This window comes from Sphingobacteriales bacterium (assembly GCA_016706405.1).
Lineage (GTDB): Bacteria > Bacteroidota > Bacteroidia > Chitinophagales > UBA2359 > BJ6.
In genome coordinates this window covers 480,253-502,492 of the sequence record JADJJT010000001.1, presented here as the reverse complement: position 1 = coordinate 502,492, position 22,240 = coordinate 480,253, and the positions used below count along the sequence as shown (strand labels likewise).

The window sequence follows — 22,240 nt, the reverse complement described above, 5'->3', positions numbered from 1 at the left end:
TGGTGTTTTAATAAACAGCCCGCAAAGTTAGTATTTTTTTAACCAAGTAAAGATGTGTTATAACCCTTTAACTTAAAATATGGTCAATTTATTACGCTAAATTGCTATTTTTATTCGGATATTGCAGTGAGTTTTACAAATTGTCCTTCTTTATTTATGGTTAACGCGCAAGTGCCACGCTGGTTAATTGTTTTTTTAGTTTTCATGTTTATAGGCCTTTGGGTAGTATTGACCCGCCAATTTTCGCCTAATTTTGGGATATATAGACTGTTTTGGGTGAATATTAGCTTAGTAACCGCTATGTTTTTTGTTGCCAAAAACTGGGCAAAACAACCCGTTTTTAGGTTTACAAGTTTTGATTTCGTTTGGTTGATGATTGTTTTGTTCAACTTTGCCAGCATTGCCTGGGCGCAAAATCCTTCGGAGGCCTTAAAAATGAACCTGTATTTATTGCCCGGATGGTGGTGGTTTTATTTGCAGCGCGGCTTAATACAACAATACAGCGGCACCTCGGGCGAGGGGCAACTGATTAGCTTAGTAGGCAAAATTGCCGTTATAACAAGCTTGTTTTTATCGGCTCATACATTTTTCGCCTTAGCCAAACTGCAAACCTATCTTAACAGTTTGCAGTACGACGGTGGCATAAACAGCACCACTATTTTTGGAATTGCCGACTTTAGCGGAAACAAAAACGTATCGGCATCTTTGTTGGTTTTACTGCTTCCGCTTTGCCTGTTGCCAATAAGTTTTAAAACGAAAGATATTACAAGGCAACAAAAAATTTGGCGAATTTTAGCCATTTTTGCAGGCATAGCAAATATAGTAACCATTGTTATACTGCAAAGCCGAACCGCTTTTTTAGGTTTATTGGTTTTATTAACAGCAAGTTTGGCAGCCCGGGTAATAGTTAACGGCAAATTAACCCTGCCTGCGCGCAAGGTATGGCTGTGGATTGCGGGCATTTTTGCCAGTATTTTAATAGTTGCCGCAATTAGCCTTAACAATGTTGGCGACCTGGCCGAGCGTTTAAATATTGCCAATTACGCAGGCTCAAAAACAGCCATAGAAAGGGGGGCACTTTGGCAAAAAACTATTGAATTAATGCAGCAAAATCCACTTGCCGGCTGCGGACTTAACAACTGGAAAATTGCCATGCCCGGTTTGGGTTTAGATGGCCTTACCCGAATGCAAGAAGGCCGCGTTACGTTTGTTCATCCGCATAACGAATTTTTATTAGCCGGAGCCGAAACAGGTTGGCCCGGATTATTGCTGTTGGTATCATTTTGCGGACTACCGGTTTATTATGGCCTCCGGATTTTGCGTTGGGCAAGCAAACTTCCTCCGGATAATGATAATGGTAATGATAACAATAACAATCGTCAAAAAATTATTTGGTTTACCTGTATTTGTGTCGCCGCAGTTTGCTCGTTTGTATTAATGGCCATGTTTACCAGTCCGCGTATGCGTATTGAACTTATTTTGGCATTAAATTTTCCGTTAGCATGGTTAGTAAACACTTATGCCCAATACTTAACAAAAACGCCACCAAAGCGCTTGCATCTTGGGGTTTGGGGACTTGTACTTGTTAGCAGTTTTTTTGGCGGCTACGCAAGTTGGCAATACTTGAAGGCGGGCAGTTATACCAATAAATTAGCTGCCGAATACACTAACAAAGATTGGGAGGCCTTAATAAGCACAACCACATTGGCCTACCACCCGCTGTGGAACACCATTTCGCCGCCGTGCTACCCCATACAAGCGTTTTGGGCAAATGCCTACGCCGCCCTCGACAGCGCCGATTTGGCAAAATATTATTATAATGCCGCCCTAACCGACCACCCTAACCATTATTTGGTGCTTAACAGCAAAGGCGATATGCACTTTAAAAACAACGAGTACGAAAAAGCCCGGATAGCCTATTTGCAGTCGGTACAAATAAATTCAATTTTTGAAGAAGGTAAACTTAGTTTGGCCGAGACTTTAATAAAATTACAACGCCCTAAAAAAGCAGTTTATTGGCTACAGCAAATTGCCCCCGAAAACGAGCGCCGACAGCAGCTAATAACAAAACTGCCCCAAAAATGGCAAGACAAACTAGCAGCTGCCCCAACCGTTTCAACAGCAAATACTGCCCCCACAGAACCCGCCGAAGACGATAGCGAATAACAGCACAAATAATGATATAAACATTAAACCAATTTAAGCAACTAAACAAATGGAAATACAAAAATAATAACTAGTATTTTTGTTGCAAATGTAAAGATAGGTAGCTTGAAAATGCGTCCCACCTCCCTTAGATTTGAAATTTTGTCTGTCATTCGATTTTTACCATTTTTTACTACTTTTGTACTTGCGCAATAGGGGCAACAAACAAGTTTAGCTATTTCGCACATGGATAAACAAAGATAGGCGTTTCATTGCGCTTTTTTCTATTATACATTTTACCCCACTACCGTATTTTTTTATCCGGAATTTAAGGCAAAAACAAAGGAATATCTTCTTTTAACCTCAAAACCCTATGGTGTTTCCTGCACTACACTTATACTTCCGGTGCTGTTTTGCCCCCACGAAACGGTAATTTGGCTTGTTCCTTGCCCCGATATTATTGTTCCGCCGGTTACTGTCCAGATATAAATACTGCCATTAACTGGGGCAACGCTATAAATATAGGTATTTCCGGATAAATGATTGCAAACCACCTCGCTTCCTGAAATAACTACATTCGATTGATTACCACATTGTAAGGGGCAAACTACCTGGCTAAAATATTGCCATATATCATTGCTATAGGTTGCCGGAACAAGGGAATTGTCGGGGTTGTTGCCCATGCGTATCAGTACTAAATCTTGGCTTGGAACAACATAAATAATTTGCCCGTTTTTACCTAAGGCGGCAAAAGCATCATTGGGGGCATGGGGGTTTAGCGGCCCATCAAATACATATTGCAGGCCGGGCAACATAAACGAGGCCTTACCATTAAGCCACCACAAATACCCATACGACAAGTTTAGGTTTTGCGAGGTATTTACCATGTTGTGGAAGTAAATTGAATCGGCCAAAATAGGTGTACCATTCCAGCTGCCTTTGTTTAACACTAACAAGCCAAAGCGCGCCATGCTTCGGGGGGTTGTAAACAGTACGTTGTTGTAGCCTAATTTAAAATAAGCACCGTTCATGCCAATTGGGTTGCGCACGTTGGCAATAAAAAATTGGTTTAGTGTTAGGCCAGTGGCGTTGGCAATTACCGCATCGAGCAGGGTGTAGGGGGCATTATGATATGCCCAACGAGTGCCGGCATCGGCCAAGTATTGCAAACAGGATGGGTCGGTGCAATCTTTGTCGGGAACACCGTCATCTAAGCCGGTAGTCATAGAAATTTGATTTTTTACCGTTATAATTGCTTCTTTTGCGGCGGGGCAACTCGTCCAGCCATTACCCAAATAGGTTGCCGAGGTGTTATTTATGTTTATACTGTTTTGTTGTTGTGCTATGCCTATTAAAAAAGCGGTCATACTTTTGCCTGCCGATGCCCAATACCAATTACTATCGGCTGTAAAAGTGCCAAAATACTTTTCAATAGCAATCCGGCCATTTTTTAGCACTATAAATGCTTTGGTGTTCGTTGTATCTAAAAATGCAACCAAGGTGTCTAATTCGGCTTGGCACCATCCCAGCTCATTTATTGTTACCTTTTCCCAGGTATTACTGCCATTTGTGGGCGGAAAATAATAAGGCGGCTGTGCCTTTGTTGGCTGCGTAATAAATAAGGTAAAAACCAGTACAATTAATAAACAAGAAATGATTGTGTGAAAATTAAAGTACATAAATGATAATGAGGATATATTTTAATGCAAATAAACTGTATGTTTTGTATTGCGACAAAACTATAAATTAACTTCGAGTGTATTTTATTAGTTTGCTGGCTGTGTTTAGCTTTTTTTAACCTATTTAGAGGTGGTTGAATAGCAATTCGTTAAGGCTTAATTGCTTAAAAACAAGTAACTTTGCCGGGTTATTAAATAATGTATTTTTATTTATCCGGATGATAGGGGTAAATTTTAAGGTAAAGTTAGCTTTTATAGCTTGTTTAGTTTAAAATCTGTATCAAATTAATTAAAAGGGATAAAAATTAATAGCAAAGCGCTTTATTTAGTTAGTTGAAAGTAGTATGAGTTTTATTTATCCGGCTTTTTTATGGGCATTAACCGCATTAAGCATTCCAATTATAATACATTTGTTTCAGTTTAGGCGGTTTAAACGGGTGTATTTTACCAACGTGCGGTTTTTGCGCGAGGTTAAAGAGCAAACTACTGCGCGCAACAGGTTAAAACATTTATTGGTATTGCTATGTCGCTTATTGGCCTTAGCTTTTTTGGTTTTTGCCTTTGCCCAGCCGTTTTTGCCTCAAACTGCCAATACCGTAGCACAAGGCAGCAGGGCGGTAAGTGTATATATTGACAACTCGTTTTCAATGCAGGCGCGCACCCAAAACGACGTGCAACTGTTAGATAAGGCCAAACTTAAAGCCCGCGAAATTGCCAACGCTTATGGCCCCGAAGACCGTTTTCAGCTGCTAACCAACGATTTTGAAGGCAAACACCAGCGCTTAGTAGGCAAAGACGAGTTTTTAGCCAATCTTGACGAGGTGCAACTTAGCCCAAACGTGCAAACACTAAACAAAGTGAAAATGCGGCAGCAACAAGCGCTAAATACTGCCACCTCGCAGCAACAAGTGAACAAAAAAAACTTGTTTATGGTATCCGATTTTCAAAAAAATATGGTCGATTTAGCCAATGACGATACCACAGTTACTTTTAATTTAGTGCCTTTAACTACCGCTGCGCAGCAAAATGTATTTATTGATTCGGTTTGGTTCGAGGTGCCAGTGCGCATGTTAAACCAGCCTAACCGCTTGTTGGTGCGCATACAAAACACGGGCAACAGTGCGGTTGAGTCAAGCAAATTAACGCTAAATATTAACCAACAAGGCAAGGCGGTAAAAAACATATCGGTACCCGCTAAAGATAAAATAGTTGACACCCTAAATTTTGCCGTAACCGAAACCGGATGGGGCAAAGCCGAACTTATTTTGCAAGATTACCCCATTGAATTTGATAATAATTACTTTTTTAGTTTTGAGGTGGCGCCGCAAATTAATTTATTGGCTATAAATCAAAACAACCCCAGTGTTTATTTGAATGCCTTATTAAAAGGAACCGATAATTTTGTACTTCAAAACCAGGGCGTAAACCAAATAGATTATACCAAACTGCCGCAAAACCAATTGGTAATTTTAAATGGATTGCGCGAAATTTCATCCGGATTAGCAGCCTCGTTACAACAATATTTACAAAATGGTGGCTCGGTATTGGTTTTTCCCGATGCCAATATGAATACCCAAACTTACAATAATTTTTTACATCCCCTGCGCACAGCCACCTACGGCAGCTTAAACTCCGAGCCACGCGCCGTTGATTATATAAACACCCGCGAAGCCGTTTTTAGCGATGTATTTGAACGCCTAAACGACAATATTGACCTGCCCAGCGTACAGCGTTGTTTTAACCTGAACTCGTTGGCCAACACCGGAGAAGAAGTTTTACTTAGGCTCCGCGGCGGCGCTTCGTTTTTAAGTAAATTTAGGGTGGGCGGTAATGGCAAACTGTATTTATGCGCCACCTCGCTCGACACCAAAGACAGTAACCTACCCGCCCATGCGGTTTTTGTGCCAATGGTTTATAAAATTGCCTTATTAGGTGGTAAATCGCAGCGTATTGCCTACACTATAGGAAAAGATGAGGTTTTAGAAACAGATATCCGAACCGACAAAAAAGACGCAGTTTTTAAATTAAAAAGCGATGTCGAAGAGTTTATTCCGGGACAAAAAACCCTTAACAATAAACTGCTTTTAAGCTTAAACAACCAATTAAAACAGGCAGGCATATACGGTCTATCTTTAGGCGAAGAAAAACCACAACAATTTTTTGCCTTTAATTATAACCGCTTAGAGTCGTTGTTAGATTATTTTACACCCGATGAATTAAAAGCCCAGTTTAACCAACCTAACGTTAATTTGTTTGATGCCGATGGCGACCTTTCGGTAAAAGTTGGACAGGCCGATAAAGGTATTCAGCTTTGGCAATGGTGTGTAATGTTGTGCTTACTATTTTTATTGCTCGAAATTTTATTGCTGCGCCTATGGCGAAGCCAAGTAGCCGCCACAAAACTGGCGGCTTAAAACGAAACTGCTTGGGCCCGGATTTAGCTTGTTTAAACGGTAAAACTTTTATTATACCAAATTTAATACCTACGCAAACATGAAAGCATTTGTTTTTATTTTATCGGCACTATGCTTTTGCCTAACTCTGCCCGCCACTACCTTAAAAATTGGAACTGGGCAAACTTACACTGATTTACAAACAGCAGCAAACGCGGCCAAACCCGGAGACACTTTGCTTATTTATGGCGGAACCTACCCCGGCGGCTTATTTATTGAGAATTTAAAAGGAACAGCAAGCAAATGGATAACCATAAAAAATGCCCCCGACCAAACGGTTATTTTTGAAGGGGGTAGCAATGCTATTCATTTTGTTGAACCCGAATATTTGCACTTTTCGGGGTTAATTTTTCAATACCAAACGGGGAACGGTGTAAATTTAGACGACGGTGGCACCTACGACACCCCCGCCCACGACATCATTTTTGAAAACTGCACCTTTCGCGATATGTCGGCATCGGGCAATAACGACCTGCTTAAATTGTCGGGGCTTGACTATTTTGAGGTGCGCAACTGCTTGTTTGAAAACGGTGCCGAAGGTGGTAGCGGAATTGATATGGTGGGTTGCCATCATGGAAAAATTGTAGGCAACAGGTTCGAAAACATGGGGTCAAACGCTATTCAATGTAAGGGCGGCAGCGAATATGTGCATATTGCAGGCAATTTTTTTAAAAACGCTGGCCAACGAACCCTAAATATTGGCGGCAGTACAGGTTTGCAATTTTTTAGACCCGACACGGCGCATTATGAAGCAGCACGAATACAGGTTTATTGTAACATTATGATTGGCTCGATAGCACCCATTGCCTATGTTGGCGCTGTTGAAGTAGATGTTGCCAACAATACCATCTATTTTCCGGATAAATGGGCTATCCGGATTTTACAAGAGACAGTTGACCCTAATCAATTTTTACCTTGCGGCGATAATTTTTTCCGGAATAATATAGTTGTCCTCTCTAATAAAAACTCGGTTATAACCAATATTGGCCCAGATACCGCCCCCGAAACGTTTGCGTTCTCAAACAATTTGTGGTTTAATGTAGATAATACAAGTTGGAACGGCCCCGATATTCCGGTTGCCGAAACCAATCAAATAATTAACCAAAATCCATTGCTTGAAAACCCCGATGCTGAAGATTTTTCGATACCCCCAAGTAGTGCCGGCGCCGGCAAAGGCATGTTATTGACAGAGCCAAAATTTGATTATTTGCAGCAAAAATTTGCCAATCCGCCCTCAATTGGCGCTATTGAGGCCAATCCGGCAACGGCTGTTTACGGTGTAGCATCAAACAACACTATAAACGACAATATTATAATTTCGTTTAATCCGGAAGATCGTTTGCTGCGGTTTGTTTTTCCGGAAAAAATGCAGTCAGCGCTTCCGCTGCAAGCCATTATTACAAATTTAAACGGGCAGGTTGTTTTTTCGCAAAAAATTGATGGTAACAAGTCGGTAAAAATTAACCAGTTACCTCAAGGGGTTTATGTGGTGCGCGCGGGCAATTATGTAGGTAAAATTGCGCTTTATTTTTAATTGTTTACTTGCGGCAAAAAGTGTTTTACCTGCTAAACAAATTGTATTTTAAAATACAATAAATTGCCCTGAAGCCATCGCGCCAGTTTATTTTTTTGCCTTCGGCGTAGGTGCGGCCGTAGTACGATATGCCCACCTCGTAGATGCGCACGTTAGGTATGCGACTAATTTTAGCTGTTACTTCGGGCTCAAAACCAAAACGATTTTCTTTTAGCCGCAGGCTTTGCACCATTTTGGAATTAAACATTTTGTAGCAAGTTTCCATATCGGTTAGGTTTAGGTTGGTAAACATATTCGATAAAAATGTTAAAAACTTGTTGCCAATGGTATGCCAAAAAAATAAAATGCGGTGAGGGTTACCTCCGGCAAACCGCGAGCCAAAAACCACATCAGCAAACCCATCTAAAATAGGTTGAAGCAATAAATTATACTCTTGGGGGTCGTATTCTAAGTCGGCATCTTGAATAATTAAATATTCGCCAGTAGCTTTGGTGATGCCCGTATGTAGCGCGGCACCTTTACCCTTGTTTACCTCGTGTTTATAATAGGTTATGGGCAAATTGGGGTTGGCTTCTTGGTAGGCTAAAATGGCCTCTTCGGTATTATCTTTCGAGCAGTCGTTAATAATAATAACCTCTTTTTGAATATTGTGTATTAAATTTACGGCGGCAATTTTGTTTAAAATGCGGTGAATGGTTTTGCCCTCGTTATAGGCCGGAATTATAATAGATAATTTTGCAAATGGTGTAATAGTAATATTATTTGCTGAAAGTGTCATTAATGGTGTTTTTTGTAAGTTTGGTGCAAATATAACACGTTTTTAGAACAAAGAATAATAACTATAAAGTGTAATATAGCAAATAGAAAGGCTTAATTTTTTAAACTCCGGATGCGGGTAAAAACCTAATAGCCTACAAATGCTCTACAAAAATAACTCCCTATTTCGCCAATTCTAACTCATTGAATCGTCTATTTAATACGCAAACTCAAACAAGTTGGATCGTTCAAGTGCAATAATTATTAAAATAAAATTTATCATTATTTATTAACCTGTTTAAAATACAAGAAAGATGAAAAGTTTATTCAAAAAACTATTTTTAGTTTTTACCTTAACTTTAGTAGTAACATTAAACCTCAGCGCTCAATCAATATATGCCGAACTTGGCGGGCCTGGCATAGCATCGTTTAACATTGATGCTCGATTTACTAAAAACAGCGGAGGCTTAGGAGGCAGAATTGGCGTTGGCGGGTTTAAAATTGAGGATGTAGGAGTAGTTTTTGTGCCGCTCGGAGTAAACTATCTTTTTAGTAAAGATAACAAAAACTTTTTTGAAGTAGGGCTTGGTGTTACACCTACATTTGGCGGTGATGGCTCCTCATCTGGCATGTTTTCTACTACGTTTGGGCATGGAATTTTTGGTTATAGAATAGAACCACCCGATGGCGGTCTTACCTTCCGGATATTTCTTTGCCCAATATTTAGAAAAGAGTTTTTTATACCGTACTATGGCGGTTTGTCGATGGGGTATAAAATTTAACACGAAGGAAAACCACGGATAAAAACACGGAATGAAGCTTAAGAAAAACACGTAGCTACTACGTGTTTTTTTCGTCTGTTTGTAATTATGACTAAATTATATGCTGATGTCTTTCTACTAAAAAAGGCATTTAAAATGCAGATAAACTATATGTGTTTTAAAAAAATTGATATTTGTGTGTTGTAAACGCTAATTAGTTAAAAAAAAAGTAGCAAATTTGACTTGAAATAGCAGGATTTACAATTTTTGTCTATCTTTGGGCTTTATTTGTATTGTGGCATATCATTAGCACAACCAAATAAGCCTAAAAACATATCGCTTATTTTTTAATACACAAAACCTTATGAAAAAATTTTTATTTGTTTTAATGCTTGGCATTATTGGGCAATTTGTTGCCAACGCACATAATGCCGACCTTTTTACCATTGACGAACAACGCATTGAGCAAAAAATGAACAACTTAAATCAGGTTGAACAAATGCTTAATGCTAACCCCGGAATGAGTTTTGATGCCCTCAAAGCTCAAAATGCCGAACTTGCCAACAGTATTGATGCCCAAAACAGCTCGTTAAACTTAATTAATGGCTCGTTTGGCGCCGAACCCCCCTTGGGTATTCCCAGCTTTATTTGGGGCTTTTGCTTAGGTATTGTTGGCGTGGTTGTAGTTTATTTGCTAACTGACGAAGACAAAAGCGAAACCAAAAAAGCACTGTTTGGTTGTATTGCATCGGCTGTTATTTGGACGGTGCTATGGTTTGGTCTTTGGGCTGCCAACCCATGGTGGTACATTTAAACAATATTGCCACCCTAAAAAAGACAAGATTAAATAAAAAACAATATGGCTGTTACTAACCAGTTTTACACGCTTTATTGCTTTTTTACTGTTTAGCCTGCTACCTGTGTTAGCGCATGGGCAGCAGGCTTTTCGTATTAAAGCCGATTTTACAATTAAAGAAACAAGCGATTGCGATGAGGTTGGGCAATTAGTATCCGGAAAAGTATATTACGATACCAATCATAAAAAAATATACTACAATCTTAGCTTTCCTTATCCCGAAGAGTGGGTACTAAAAGATACCGTTATTCAAAAGTTTAGCAACAATAAATTAGTGCTGCGCGAAACAATTCCGCATTTTTCAGCCATGTCATTTTTTCACATGTGTTTAAGCAGTAATTTAAATAATTTTGGCCTCAACAAATCGCCATTTACCATTAAAGAGGTTAGCAAAGACAAAGGTTTGGTAATTACAACTTGGCTGCCCCCAAAACAATTAGACAATATTGTTGGCGAGGTAGTTATTTCGCAAAAAAATGGGCAATTACAGGGCATTGTTTTTATTGACCCAACCCAAAAAATTGTAAACAAACAGGTTTTTAAACACTATAAAACTGTTAAAGGCCTGCAAATACCCACCGAAATTACGCAAGTATCGTTTTGGGAGGGCAAAGAAATTTATCGCACTACTACACTAAAAAACATTGTAATTAATGAAACAGGCAACGCTGCTGCTTATAACCATAAGTTTTACGAGTAGTTTTTACCTTGCTGCACAGCCCTACACACAACCCGCAACTACGGTTGTCGCCACCGATTTGACCCGCTTGGCCGAGGTGCAATTTTACAACCAACCACACGCCGATTACGCGTTTGCTAAACAAAATATTACAAACGAGGTAAAATTAATGCTTACAGGTTTGTTTTTAATGTATAAAAACTTTTTTTCGTCGCAAGATGCCCAACGATGCAGTTTTTCCCCTTCGTGTTCAAGCTATGCTATGCAGGCGGTACAAAAAAAGGGCGTTGCGAGGGGTCTTTTATACGGATTTGACCGCCTTACCCGCTGCCACCGGCTTGCCCCGCGACATTACGAAATTCAACTCGATACCGGATTACAAATAGATCCGGTAAATTAATAAACATATAATATAAACTTAAAAATATAACACAATGAATAAAATAATGGTTGTAATAACACTTTCTGACGTTGGAATAGAAACAATCAAATCTACTCCGGAATTGCCCATAAAGGAAATGGAATTTGTAAACAAATGGAAAAACGAAAACATATTAGAGAGCTTTTTCATTTCAGTTTCAAAGAAAGATGCGGTTCTAATATTTCAAAATATTGACGAAAACAAGGCGATAGAATATATAGAATCTTTGCCGTATTTTCCATATATGTCGCGAATAGATTACCATAATTTAAACAAGCAGTTTTAAAAGCAATTAGTTTAACTACACAACAACAACCTACAGTTTTACTATTGACTAATGGCTTATTGCCGCTCTTAGACTTTTATGCTAAATTTAGCTGCCGCTTTTTAAGTTCCGCCCCAAACGCTAAGCTGCGCCTTTGCTATTTTCCTTCCGGATATGCTTTTACCTGTCGTTATTCCGGATACTACCTAAAAAAATACTGCTCCTTTAATTAAATTTATTTTGCCCACACCTATTACTTCTGTCGTTAATATTAAAATGCTATTATTGTTGTTGTTGCTACAACTTTATGTCGGCATTGCAATTAACGCCCAAACCCAACAACAAACCGACACCGCAAGAACTGTTGTTGTAGCCCAAAATATTTTTGACCTGCCGCACTCGTTGGCGTTTGCCCAGTATTTGCTCGATTCACAGCAATTTGAGGCCGCAATAGCCGAATACGAGCGCGCTGTTTTTATGCAACCCACTAACGACAGTATTTTTTTGCAGCTGTTAAAAGCATACGAACTGGGGCAGCAGTATCAACAAGGTATTACCCGTTGCCAAAACAAATACCCTAATGCACGCGCCATGCCGCCCGAAATTGCTGCTCAGTATGGCAAACTATTGCTTCGATTGCCCAATTTTGCCAACTTAGATACTTTACTAAACAAGCCCACCCGATTGTTGCCCCTCGATGAGTTTTATTTACAAGGCGGAAGTTTGTTGTTGCAGCAAAAATGGCAAGAGGCCGAACAATATGCTGCCAGTGCCTTGGTGGCAGCACAACCCGTACACCCATTAGCCAACCAATATCATACCTTCGCCTTAAAAGGGCAAAGTTTGCGCTACAAAAGTCCTGCTTTGGCGGTGGGCATGTCGGCGGTGGTGCCGGGCTTAGGTAAGGTTTATACCGGCAATTGGCAAGACGGATTAATAGCTTTTATTATCGTAGGCAGTAATGCCTGGCAGGCTTATAATGGTTTTTCGAAAAAAGGTGTTAAAAGCGTAAATGGCTGGATTTTCGGCTCGTTGGCTACCGGATTTTATTTCGGCAATTTGTTTGGAAGCCATAAAGCGGCCAAAACACGAAACCATAAAACAAAACATGCCTTAATGCGGCAAATTGAAAATACTTGTTTTGGTTTTGACGGGTATATGCCTTAGCACAAAACAAGCGGTTATCACAAAACATCTTCGCGTTGTCAATTAATTATTAACTGCTCGTTGGTTTGAGCCAATTCACCGAGCGTTTGGCTATGGTTTCGCAGGTAACAATTCCGGATTGGTTCGTTTACAGCTATTTTTTCAATTTGGTCTTACAGTGTAGGGTACAATAAAGTTTAATATTTACAAGCAAAAAACAATACCCCAAACCAAAGGCAAAATATTTAAGCTTTGGTTTGGGGTAGTAAGCGACTACTTATTTTATTATTATAGTGCTATAAATAAATGTGGTAGCCGATTTATTTCTTTACTAGATCAGTTTTAAGCTGTATGGCAAATTAAAATGGCAAATCGTCAGCATCGTCATGATTGCCGTCATTCATTTTTGGCATTTCATTGGGGGGGGTAAGGTCGTCGTCTTGTTTGGCATATCCGCCTTTTTGTCCGGAGGCGCTTGTTGCGCTATGCTCTCCGCCGCCTTGCTCATCTTTTGATAACATTTGAAAATTATTTGCTTCAATTTCAACCACAAATCGTTTTTGCCCATTGGCATCTTCCCATGTACGGGTCGAAAGGCGACCTTCAATAAATATTAGCTTGCCTTTTTTAAGAAAACGCTCGGCAACTTCGGCAAGTTTGCCCCATACAATAATACTGTGCCAGTCTGTTTTTTCTACTTTTTGGCCGTCTCGGTTGGTGTAACGCTCGCTGGTTGCTAATCTAAATGCTGCTTTTACAGTTCCACTCTCAAATCGTTGAATTTCGGGGTCGCTTCCTAAACGACCGATTAACATTACTCGGTTTAAACTCGTCATAATAAAATACTAAAAATAAAACATTAAAAAATAAAATTCTGATTACTGATTTCTTTTTTTCTAAATCTTTGGCAAATGTACGGTGTTTTTATCAAAAAAACAAATTTTTGCAAAAAAAATTAGCAAAAAAAATAAAAAAATCTTGTTTTATTAGGTTTTAGCCCAAATTTTTAACCAAAAACCCTAAATTCTGTAGTACCTCCCAATATGTAGGGAACGATTTTTCAACTACCTGGGGTTGCATTATTTGAATGCCGCGGGGCATTACCATGGCTAACCCTGATAGCGACAAAGCCATTCTATGGTCGTTATAAGTGGCAAAACAAGGCAATATATGATTAGGCAAAGGGGCAGGTTTTAGTGTTGCCGAATTATAATTTGTAGCGTTGGTTGGTAAAAAATTTGTGCCAATTTTTGCTAATTCGGTTTGTAGTGCTGTTATCCTTTGGGTTTCTTTATGCCGTAGCGTTTGAAGGCCGGTAAAATGCCCCTCAATATTTAAGGCGGCGCAAACAACGGCCATTGTTTGTGCAAGGTCGGGGCTGTTTAAAAAAGGCAGTTGAAGCAAAGGAGGGGTATGGCCATAGCCCTTTTTTGTAATTATTAGGTCGGTTTGGGGGTTTGTTTCGCAGGGTTGGGTGCGTACGCCTAATTGCCGCATCCATGTTTTAATAATAGCGTCGGGTTGCCAGTTGGGGTGCAGGGCTAAATTGGGTAGTTTTATACTTGCCTCGCGCGAAAGGGCAGCTAAAGCGTAGATATACGAGGCTGCACTCCAATCGGGCGGAATATGTATGGGGCGAGGCTGGTAGGTTTGGGGCTTTATCCGGATAAATCCGGAACCAAACTGAGCCTTCACGCCAAAATACTGCATCACTTGTAAAGTCATATTTATATACCCTTGCGATACCAATTGCCCTTTCCATTCTAAAATAAGTCCTTTGGGTAAGGCGGGTGCAATCAGCAAAACTGCGCTTAAAAACTGGCTGCTAATGCTTGCATCAATGGTAATTTGCCCGCCTTCTAAGGGTTTGAGGTTGCCGTGTATTTGTATGGGTGGGTAACCGGGCTGGTTAAGATAGGTAATGTGTGCGCCTAACTGCTGTAGGGCTTGCACTAATGGGGCAATGGGGCGTTGCCGCATTTGTTCGCTGCCGTCAAGGATGGTGGTGTGTGGCTGGAGGCAAAAATAAGCCGTTAAAAAGCGCATAGCTGTACCTGCATGGCCAATATTTGCATTTACAGTTAGGTGGGTGTAATTTCCACTATTTTTTTGCGCTTGTTTTTGTTGCTGCAGGGCTTGTTGCATCGCTTGGGTATCGGCGCAAACTGCTGCCTGCTGTATGGCAAAGGCTTGCCCAAGCAAGGCTTGAATAATAAAAACGCGGTTGGTTATACTTTTTGAGGTGGGCAAACTAACCCTACCATTAATTACCCGCCCTGTGGGTGCGCTTAGGTGTAGCAACTGCCTGAAGTTAATAAGGTAAAGGCTTGTTATTATTTATTGGGTTGGCTTTCAATAATAAAAACGTCCTCGTTATTTTTTTTCATGTAAAAATTTTCGCGGGCTACTTTTTCAATTAACGAAGTATTGTTTTTAAGTTCGTTTAAATCTTGCTCAACTATTTTAATCTCTTGTTGGTATTGGGTAAGCTTGTTTTGCAGCCTGTCATTGTCGCGGCTCAGTTGCCACTGCGAAAACAAGGTGTTGGTATCAAAAAAAAGCATCCAAATCAAAAAACTTACGCCTACAAATCCATATTTATTGCGCAAAAACGGTGGAAATAATCGCCGTAAAGTCGAAAGTGGTTTCATAAAATTAATAAAAATGAAGTGAGCGGTAAATTTATGCACTTATAACGAGTGCAATTTATGGCTAATTAAGGCAAACGAAAGTGTAAAATTACTGTTTTTTTTTAATAGTGCTGTTTTTTGTTGGATAACAATTCTTTTATTAGCCTAAATTCTACTGCCTTCCGGAACTTCATCCCGGAATTTCCCATAAATCGCCCCAAAGGCGTTGCCCACCATCTACATAAATAGTTTCGCCGGTTATAAAATTGGCTAATGGGCTACTTAAAAACAAAGCCAAATGCGCTACTTCGTTGGTTGTGCCAAGCCGCTTTAAAGGTATTTTTGACGATATGCCTGTAAGTAATTCGGGTGGATAGTTTTCTAATCCGGAAGAATGAATGACGCCCGGCGCAATGGCATTTATCCGGATATTATTTTTAGCCCATTCAATAGCTAACGACTTGGTTAAATTATCAACCCCGGCACGCGCCGCACCGGTATGCGCCATGCCCGGAAATCCCTTGTAAATAGCTACAATTATATTAACTACAACGCCACTTTTTTGCGGGATAAAAAAAGTTTTAGCCATTTGCTGCGTTACATAAAAGGTGCCGTTTAAGTTGGTGTTAATAACGGCATTCCAACCATTTTCCGAAATAAACTCCGCTGGAGACGGAAACTGCCCGCCCGCATTGTTTATTAATATATCGAGTTGACCGGTATTCGATTGTATGTGGTGGGCTAAGTCGGCTATCATTTGGGTATTGCGTACATCGGCGGCAACAGCCTCAACAGGCCCATATTGCCGCAACTCGTCAATGGCTTTTTCAAGGCGTGCGGGCTTGCGCGAGGCAATAAACACACGTGCGCCGTAGTATAAAAAATGCTGGGCAATAGTTTTGCCTATGCCACTGCCACCTCCGGTTATTAATACCGTTTTATGCTTAAACAAATCGGGGGCATAATATGCACTATCCATCATCAAGGGATATTAAAAATATAGATTTTTAGATAAAAAGTTCAAAAATACAGCAGGAGACGGTTAGTTTTATCTAAAAAATACGATTCAACCAAATATTTTTGTGATTTATTAAATAGGGTTAAGCAAAAAAGTATTACCTTAACCGGTTTAAATTAAGCTTAATTTATAGCAAGCTAAGCCAATTGACTATAAATTTTTTAAAAATCTCAAATAATGTGTTTATTTATGCGCTTTTTTAACCCCTTTTTAAGACGTTTGGCAGCCCTGTTATGCTTGTTTTTAATAACATGGGCAAAAACTATGCCGGCACATGCCGGCGACTGCCAAAGTAATACATTGCCCCCCACGGTTTTAAATTTTATTGAAAACAAGGGCCAGTGGAATGATATTATTAAATACAAAGTCGAATTAAACTCGGCACGCCTTTTTTTGGAGCAAAACCGCCTTACCTACGTTTTGGTTTCGCCGGATGATATTGATGCCATTCACGAGGCACACCACACCCCCGACAGCGAAGACATTTTGGTCAATTGTCACGCGTTTAGGGTAAATTTTGAAAATGCCAATACCAATGTAATGCCGGCAGCAACCTGCCTGACCGAGCCCTACCGCAACTATTTTATAGGCAAAAAAGACAAGTGGCGCTCGCATGTTGGCTTGTACCAGCAAATAGATTATACCGAACTGTGGAACGGTGTTACCATGCGTATATATGGAGATGATGCAACCATGAAATACGATTTTATTGTGAAGCCAAATGCCAATATTGATCAAATTAAACTAAGCTACGATGGATTAGACAAATTATTTGTAAAAGATGGCAATTTACACGCCGTAACATCAGTAAACACCTTAATAGACCAAAAACCCTTTGCCTACCAATATATTGATGGCAAGATGGTAGAAGTGCCCTGTAATTTTATAGTATCCGGAAACAAAGTTAGCTTCGATTTTCCCTCGGGCTATAACCCCAATGCCGAACTAATTATTGACCCCACCCTTGTTTTCTCGACCTATACCGGCTCAACTGCCGACAACTGGGGCTTTACGGCTGCTTACGATTTTGAAGGCCATCTTTTTGCCGGTGGCGTGGTTTTTGACATCGGATACCCAACAACTATAGGCGCTTTTCAAGAGTCGTTCCAAGGAGGGTCATCGGGCAGCTATTTCCCTGCCGATATGGGTATAACCAAATACACCCCCGATGGCACAGGTTTGGTATATTCAACTTATGTTGGCGGCTCGTTAGGCAACGAGGTGCCACACAGTATAGTTATTGATGACCAAGGAGACCTTATTATATATGGCACATCGGCCTCTACCGACTTTCCAACCTCGCCGGGCTGTTACGACGACTCGCACAATGGTGGTGCCGAAATTAGCATTAACTCGGTGCATTATATCGAGGGAACAGATATTGTAATAGCCAAAATTAGCAGCGATGGCGCATCACTTTTAGCCGGAACCTTTATTGGGGGTATTGGCAACGATGGTATTAACACCGTAACACCGCTTAAATTTAACTATGCCGACGAACACCGCGGCGAAGTATTTTTTGATAAAGATGGTAATATATACATTGCCTCCACCACGCAATCTCCCGACTTTCCGGCATCGCCCGGCTCGTTTCAAGAGTATAGCAATGGCAGCCAAGAAGGTGTTGTGCTTAAATTTAACCCCGACCTGTCAGAATTGATGTGGGGTACACATATTGGCGGCACTAAAGATGATGCTGTTTACTCAGTTAAACCATATCCGGATGGTACTATTTATATATGTGGTGGCACTACTAGTAAAGACTTCCCCACAACTGCTGGCACCTTATTTCCCTCTGCCATTGGTGGCACTGCCGATGCCTTTGTTGCACATATAAATAAAGACGGCAGCCAACTGTTGCAAAGCACCTATTTAGGTACCACCTCGTACGACCAAAGCTATTTTATAGAAACCGATGCCGATGGATATATTTATACCGTTGGCCAAACACAAGGCGCTTACCCCAAAGTTGGCGATGTATATAATATAGACGGCGGTGGCCAGTATATCCATAAACTATCGCCACAGTTAGACGCAACCATTTTTTCAATGGCGTTTGGCAACGGAGATGGCACCCCCGACATTTCGCCCACCGCTTTTTTAGTAGATAAATGTAACCAAATTTATGTTTCCGGATGGGGGTCGGCAGGCGTAGGTGGCGTATCCAACCTTTCAACCCTTGGTTTGCCAGTAACCTCCGATGCCTACCAAAGCACTACCGATGGCAACGACTTTTATTTTATTGTTTTTAGCCAAGATTGTAAAGATATTGCCTTTGCCACCTTTTTTGGTGCGCCAAGCGGCACCGGAGAACACGTTGACGGTGGCACCAGCCGATTTAGCAAAGATGGCGTTGTTTACCAGGCTGTTTGTGCAGGCTGCGGCGGCTCCGATTTGTTTCCTACTACCCCCGGCGCGTGGTCAGAAACCAACAACTCTACAAACTGTAACCTTGGTTCTATAAAATTTGCCTTCGAACTAACCCCCGTTATTGCCGATTTTGTTACCACCGAAGAAATTGAAGCCTGCAAATCAATAAAAGTGTTTTATAAAAATAAAAGCCTGAATGCCGACCAATTTACCTGGTATTTTGATGACGGCACCACCAGTAAAGAAAACGACCCCGTAAAACTGTACGACAAGCCCGGAAAATACTTGGCTTATTTGGTGGCCGAAAAAACAGGCACTTGCAATGGCATTGATACCGCATTTTACAATGTTACCGTTTATCATAACCCCGTTTTAACGGTAAAAGATGTAGATTGCATACCAAACGCCAAAAATGCCACCTTTACTATTGACGTAGTTGGCGAAGACGAAACTTTTACCCTAAGCGGTGGTGTAAATGCCCAGCTTAAAAATGGCGAATCGCTAACCTTAGAACTTCCGGGAGATGGAAGTACGGTTTTGGTAAATGCCATTGGCAACGACTCGGGCTGTACTGGCTCGCTAAGCTTTAATTTGCCCGTTTGTAATCCTTGCCCCGACAATTTGATTGACCTTATAGCCGGCCCCGAATGTGTTGCGGGAACAGAAAACTTTAGCGTTACCTTTGAAATTTTTGGCGAAGAAGAAGAATACCAGCTTAGTGGCGATGCCTTGGGCATTTTTAACACCGGAGATAAACCCTCGTTTGAATTTAAAGGCGATGGAAAAGGCCAATATACTGTTGTTTGTACCGGATTATTAACCGGATGCGTAGAAGAAATTAGTTTTAATGCCCCGCTTTGCTGCATAACCAATTTGGCCGGCCCCACTCCGGTTGAACCGGTTTGTGCCGGCGCAACAGGTACAACCGCCGCAACTGATGTGGTATTGGGCGAAGGACAACAGGTCGTTTATGTATTGCACAGCAACAGCCTCGACCCGCTTGGTTCAATATTAGCCATCAATACTACCGGCGAGTTTACTTATGATGCCATTAAAGATGAAGGTGCAAAATATTATACTACCTATTATATAACGGCCTATGCTGCCAAAACCACCCCCAATGGCAGCCCCGACCTAAGCGACCCCTGCTACGACAGCGCTGGCCCTGTTGAAATTGTATTTTTAGCACCCGTTGAGCTAACTGTAAATGGCACTTGCGATTGGTCAACCGGCGACTATACCGTAGTGCTGTCGGCTAAAGGTGGCTACCCACAATGGGATGCCAACAGCCAGTACAATATTAGCGGCGACCTTATTTACCAACCATTTTATGGCGAAACATTGCCCTCGCTTTTCTTTAAAGAGGGCGAAAAATCAAGCTACATGCTTATTTTAAGTGATCCATACGGCTGCCCAGGAGATAATTTTGTGGAAGATATTATTTGCGAAAAAACACCGCTTGAGTTGTTGAACTTTAACGCCACGCAACAAGAAAAAGGAGTATTGCTACAGTTTTCGGTAGCGGCGCAAATAAATAACCAGTATTTTACACTGTATTACTCGGCCAACGGCCAACAGTTTGAACCTTTTACCACTATACAGGGGGCAGGTACTGCCAACGAGGTTTATGCCTACAGTGCTTTGCATACCCCACCTTCGTTATGTGGCACGGCTTACTACCGCCTTTCGTGGACAGATGCCAACGGCTACACGCAATACAGTAATATTGTTGCCGTTAACCTTGGCAATAAAGAAAATATACAACCAAATATTGTGTTAAACTCCAACCATGATGTGGCTTATTTAAACCTACCCGAAACCTTTGCCAATGGCCATTTGCGCGTTTACGACACACAAGGCCGTATGGTTGCCAACCAAACTATTAATGCTGCTACTAATGGCTGCCAGCTAACACAATCAATAAATTTGCAAAACTGGTCTAATTATGGTTTGTATTTTGTGCAGTTGCGCAATGCTACTGGGCAGCAAACTCATACTTTTAAACTTATTCGTTAGTTGTTGGCAATAACAACGGCAATAAGGATAGAAAAAAGAAATAGGCAGCACTGAATTTGCCTGTTTATTAAATTCCGGATAATGGTGTTACGTAATAACCAACTATTATCCGGAATTTTTTGCTTTTTGCCTATTACCTCTGAAATAGAATATTACCGATTTGGAGTGTCCATTTAACTTGTCAAATAACACCAAAGTGAAAAAAGTAGCAGTCCAATTAGTTAAGGTAATCTCCTTTTGTTTTTGTTTCCATTTATGAAGCACATTCTATCATTTAATTTTATTATGCTTTTAACCTGCTACCTTCGCTCAAACTGTATTTTCTACGCCTATTTTCTTTACGGTTTTTTCCGTTTTATTTTTTCCCCTGCTTATATCTTGCATTTTTTTGTCTTTATATTTAAGAATTTGTTTTTGCTCCTTCCCAACCAATGATAGCAGTTTTTCGGGTATTCCCCCACATGTAACCGCCAAAATTCCCAGATGATTGAATAACACGGTGGCATGGAATAAGAAACGCAACAGGGTTGCTACCGATTGCCGTACCCACTGCTCTTGAAGCATTTGCGTTTCCGATTTGCTCTGCAATATTGCCATAAGTAGATAGTTGCCCCATTGGAATTTTTAAAAGTGTTTCCCAAACTTTCAGTTGAAACTCCGTTCCTTTTAAATGCAATTTTATTTCGGGCAGTTTGCTCCAGTCATGCTGAAAAATAAACAAAGCGTTTTGTTGTATTAAATCCAATTTTCGTTGAAACGATGCGTTCGGGAATTTTGATGTCAGGTTGTTTAATGCTTTTTCTTCGTTGTCTTCAAATGCCATATAGCAAACACCTTTTTCGGTAGAAGCAACAATCAAATTTCCAAACGGACTTTCGGCAAAGCTAAAATTAAGGTGTAAGTATTTGCCGCCGTTTTTATATTCGGCGGGTGTCATTCCTTCGATATTCACAAATAAATCGTGTAAACGACTTGTGCCCGAAAGTCCTATTTCAAATGCCGCATCAAAAAGTGTGGCTTGTTTGTTTGTCAGTAATTTTTTGGCGTGTTCGATGCTGATGTATTGCAAAAACTTTTTGGGTGTTGTTCCTGCCCATTCGCTAAACAAACGCTGAAAATGAAACGGACTTAAATGCACTTGTTCGGCAACTTTGTCCAAATTTGGCTGTTGTTTGAAGTTGTTTTTGATGTATTCGATTGCTGCTGCAATTCGGTTGTAATGAATTTGATTTTGTGTTGCCATTTTTTCAAATTTTATAATGCAAAGGTAGGAACAAGAGAGCAGTTATAAAATCCGAAACTTGCTGAATTTTGTTTCTCGCGTACGGCTTAGTTAGAGTTGCCATTACTGGCTGGTTGTTTAAAGAGAATAAGCCTTAAACAGAGGCTATTTAGAGATTTATTGTTTTTTGGGGGTTTAATAAATCCGGATAAAAACCCAAAACCATCGCCCAAAATACGGCATCATCCGGAAGTAATGAACTTTAACAGGCTCATTTTAAGGCATTAAA

17 protein-coding genes are annotated in these 22,240 nt (G+C 40.6%); 10 read left to right on the top strand and 7 right to left on the bottom strand.

Annotation, left to right across the window (positions count from 1 at the left end; genetic code table 11):
* Positions 1-156: 156 nt before the first annotated feature.
* Positions 157-2,166, top strand: coding sequence for an O-antigen ligase family protein (locus IPI59_02085; GenBank protein MBK7526355.1), 2,010 nt, complete (start codon positions 157-159; stop codon positions 2,164-2,166).
* Positions 2,167-2,516: 350 nt separating this feature from the next.
* Here IPI59_02085 and IPI59_02080 read toward each other — a convergent pair whose 3' ends face one another.
* Positions 2,517-3,824, bottom strand: a complete 1,308-nt coding sequence (locus IPI59_02080) for a serine hydrolase (GenBank protein MBK7526354.1) — start codon at positions 3,822-3,824, stop codon at positions 2,517-2,519.
* 344 nt (positions 3,825-4,168) lie between these two features.
* Here IPI59_02080 and IPI59_02075 point away from each other — a divergent pair, with 344 nt between their 5' ends.
* Positions 4,169-6,238 (top strand): BatA domain-containing protein, encoded by a 2,070-nt coding sequence (locus IPI59_02075; protein MBK7526353.1) that lies wholly within the window; start codon positions 4,169-4,171, stop codon positions 6,236-6,238.
* Positions 6,239-6,317: 79 nt separating this feature from the next.
* Positions 6,318-7,811, top strand: coding sequence for a right-handed parallel beta-helix repeat-containing protein (locus IPI59_02070; GenBank protein ID MBK7526352.1), 1,494 nt, complete (start codon positions 6,318-6,320; stop codon positions 7,809-7,811).
* A 25-nt stretch (positions 7,812-7,836) separates the two neighbouring features.
* Here the strand turns inward: IPI59_02070 and IPI59_02065 are convergent, their stop codons facing one another.
* The gene (locus tag IPI59_02065) at positions 7,837-8,589 is read right to left on the bottom strand and encodes a glycosyltransferase family 2 protein (protein MBK7526351.1); all 753 of its coding nucleotides are present in this window, start codon (positions 8,587-8,589) and stop codon (positions 7,837-7,839) included.
* 292 nt (positions 8,590-8,881) lie between these two features.
* On the opposite strand from IPI59_02065, the gene IPI59_02060 reads away from it, so the two are divergent.
* From IPI59_02060 to IPI59_02035, 6 genes are all read left to right on the top strand, one after another.
* A complete protein-coding gene (locus IPI59_02060) occupies positions 8,882-9,349 on the top strand; it encodes a hypothetical protein (GenBank protein ID MBK7526350.1) in 468 nt (155 codons plus the stop codon).
* Between the two features lie 343 nt (positions 9,350-9,692).
* The gene (locus IPI59_02055) at positions 9,693-10,142 is read left to right on the top strand and encodes a hypothetical protein (protein ID MBK7526349.1); all 450 of its coding nucleotides are present in this window, start codon (positions 9,693-9,695) and stop codon (positions 10,140-10,142) included.
* A 106-nt stretch (positions 10,143-10,248) separates the two neighbouring features.
* Positions 10,249-10,884, top strand: coding sequence for a hypothetical protein (locus IPI59_02050; GenBank protein ID MBK7526348.1), 636 nt, complete (start codon positions 10,249-10,251; stop codon positions 10,882-10,884).
* Between the two features lie 148 nt (positions 10,885-11,032).
* Positions 11,033-11,263, top strand: coding sequence for a membrane protein insertion efficiency factor YidD (locus IPI59_02045; GenBank protein ID MBK7526347.1), 231 nt, complete (start codon positions 11,033-11,035; stop codon positions 11,261-11,263).
* Between the two features lie 34 nt (positions 11,264-11,297).
* Positions 11,298-11,570: a hypothetical protein gene (locus IPI59_02040; GenBank protein ID MBK7526346.1), complete on the top strand. Its 273-nt coding sequence runs from the start codon at positions 11,298-11,300 to the stop codon at positions 11,568-11,570.
* Between the two features lie 219 nt (positions 11,571-11,789).
* On the top strand, positions 11,790-12,716 hold the full coding sequence (locus tag IPI59_02035; protein MBK7526345.1) for a hypothetical protein: 927 nt from the start codon (positions 11,790-11,792) through the stop codon (positions 12,714-12,716).
* A gap of 338 nt (positions 12,717-13,054) precedes the next feature.
* On the opposite strand, the gene IPI59_02030 is transcribed toward IPI59_02035, so the two are convergent.
* The 4 genes from IPI59_02030 to IPI59_02015 form a co-directional block, all read right to left on the bottom strand.
* Positions 13,055-13,531, bottom strand: a complete 477-nt coding sequence (locus IPI59_02030) for a single-stranded DNA-binding protein (protein MBK7526344.1) — start codon at positions 13,529-13,531, stop codon at positions 13,055-13,057.
* A gap of 157 nt (positions 13,532-13,688) precedes the next feature.
* Positions 13,689-14,996, bottom strand: coding sequence for a 3-phosphoshikimate 1-carboxyvinyltransferase (locus IPI59_02025; GenBank protein MBK7526343.1), 1,308 nt, complete (start codon positions 14,994-14,996; stop codon positions 13,689-13,691).
* 32 nt (positions 14,997-15,028) lie between these two features.
* Complete coding sequence (locus IPI59_02020) at positions 15,029-15,346, bottom strand: septum formation initiator family protein (GenBank protein ID MBK7526342.1); 318 nt, start codon at positions 15,344-15,346, stop codon at positions 15,029-15,031.
* A gap of 169 nt (positions 15,347-15,515) precedes the next feature.
* Positions 15,516-16,304, bottom strand: a complete 789-nt coding sequence (locus IPI59_02015; GenBank protein ID MBK7526341.1) for an SDR family oxidoreductase — start codon at positions 16,302-16,304, stop codon at positions 15,516-15,518.
* 228 nt (positions 16,305-16,532) lie between these two features.
* Here IPI59_02015 and IPI59_02010 point away from each other — a divergent pair, with 228 nt between their 5' ends.
* On the top strand, positions 16,533-20,729 hold the full coding sequence (locus IPI59_02010) for a T9SS type A sorting domain-containing protein (protein ID MBK7526340.1): 4,197 nt from the start codon (positions 16,533-16,535) through the stop codon (positions 20,727-20,729).
* 400 nt (positions 20,730-21,129) lie between these two features.
* Here the strand turns inward: IPI59_02010 and IPI59_02005 are convergent, their stop codons facing one another.
* Positions 21,130-21,972, bottom strand: a complete 843-nt coding sequence (locus IPI59_02005) for a methylated-DNA--[protein]-cysteine S-methyltransferase (protein MBK7526339.1) — start codon at positions 21,970-21,972, stop codon at positions 21,130-21,132.
* Positions 21,973-22,240 lie beyond the last annotated feature (268 nt).

What these genes read in the sequence shown, in the direction of transcription:
- IPI59_02040 (MBK7526346.1), top strand. Translation starts at nt 11,298, where the DNA reads ATGAATAAAATAATGGTTGTAATAACACTTTCTGACGTTGGAATAGAA.
- IPI59_02010 (MBK7526340.1), top strand. Translation starts at nt 16,533, where the DNA reads ATGCGCTTTTTTAACCCCTTTTTAAGACGTTTGGCAGCCCTGTTATGC.
- IPI59_02065 (MBK7526351.1), bottom strand. Translation starts at nt 8,589, where the DNA reads ATGACACTTTCAGCAAATAATATTACTATTACACCATTTGCAAAATTA.
- IPI59_02080 (MBK7526354.1), bottom strand. Translation starts at nt 3,824, where the DNA reads ATGTACTTTAATTTTCACACAATCATTTCTTGTTTATTAATTGTACTG.
- IPI59_02055 (MBK7526349.1), top strand. Translation starts at nt 9,693, where the DNA reads ATGAAAAAATTTTTATTTGTTTTAATGCTTGGCATTATTGGGCAATTT.
- IPI59_02070 (MBK7526352.1), top strand. Translation starts at nt 6,318, where the DNA reads ATGAAAGCATTTGTTTTTATTTTATCGGCACTATGCTTTTGCCTAACT.
- IPI59_02015 (MBK7526341.1), bottom strand. Translation starts at nt 16,304, where the DNA reads ATGGATAGTGCATATTATGCCCCCGATTTGTTTAAGCATAAAACGGTA.
- IPI59_02085 (MBK7526355.1), top strand. Translation starts at nt 157, where the DNA reads ATGGTTAACGCGCAAGTGCCACGCTGGTTAATTGTTTTTTTAGTTTTC.
- IPI59_02005 (MBK7526339.1), bottom strand. Translation starts at nt 21,972, where the DNA reads ATGGCAACACAAAATCAAATTCATTACAACCGAATTGCAGCAGCAATC.
- IPI59_02045 (MBK7526347.1), top strand. Translation starts at nt 11,033, where the DNA reads ATGCTTACAGGTTTGTTTTTAATGTATAAAAACTTTTTTTCGTCGCAA.
- IPI59_02030 (MBK7526344.1), bottom strand. Translation starts at nt 13,531, where the DNA reads ATGACGAGTTTAAACCGAGTAATGTTAATCGGTCGTTTAGGAAGCGAC.
- IPI59_02020 (MBK7526342.1), bottom strand. Translation starts at nt 15,346, where the DNA reads ATGAAACCACTTTCGACTTTACGGCGATTATTTCCACCGTTTTTGCGC.
- IPI59_02075 (MBK7526353.1), top strand. Translation starts at nt 4,169, where the DNA reads ATGAGTTTTATTTATCCGGCTTTTTTATGGGCATTAACCGCATTAAGC.
- IPI59_02060 (MBK7526350.1), top strand. Translation starts at nt 8,882, where the DNA reads ATGAAAAGTTTATTCAAAAAACTATTTTTAGTTTTTACCTTAACTTTA.